Source organism: Mycobacterium sp. NGS18 (assembly GCF_059813185.1).
In genome coordinates this window covers 1-602 of the sequence record NZ_JCALEC010000035.1, presented here as the reverse complement: position 1 = coordinate 602, position 602 = coordinate 1, and the positions used below count along the sequence as shown (strand labels likewise).

The window sequence follows — 602 nt, the reverse complement described above, 5'->3', positions numbered from 1 at the left end:
TTGCACATACCCGGTGCCCCCAGTTTGGCCAGGATCGGCTCCAGGGTGGCCCGCAACTCTGGGGTGATCTTGCCGCTCAACGAACTCATCCCGTCGGCGTCTTGGCGGCCCAGTCGCAGCCCGCGCCGGGCTTGGCGTTCACGGTCGTCGGGCTCGTCGCCATCTTGATCCAGCACCGCGATTAGGTGCACAGCCAGGCGTTGAAAGGTCTCCGGGGCGAACTCGGAGGCCAACGCCGCCAGATCACGCTCGGCGCGCTCGCGATCGGCAGCACTGACGCCGGCGGGGATCTTCGCCATCGCCTTACGCGCGATCGCCACCTGCTCGGGGCCCACCCGCCCGTCGGCTTGGGCGGCTGCCAGCGCCGGCAGCACCGGCTCAAGGGTTTCGCCGGTGATGGCGGTGCGCGGGCCCAACTCGCCGGCCTCATCGATGCGCCGTCGGGCTTCTTTCGCGCTGATCCGCAACCGCTCACTCAACGCCTTGGCCAGCGAGCACGCCGCCAGTACCTCACCGTGGCCCTCAGCCACCAGCCGGGCCAAGATCTGATGCTCGATCACCGGCGCCTGCCACGCCAACGCCTCCCGGCGGGCCAGCACCTC

General features: G+C 69.9%; 1 protein-coding gene. It reads right to left on the bottom strand.

What is annotated here, in order from left to right:
- A partial coding sequence (locus tag AC5Y31_RS21795) for a DUF222 domain-containing protein (RefSeq protein WP_499982975.1) occupies window positions 1-602 on the bottom strand: 602 nt, incomplete at both ends.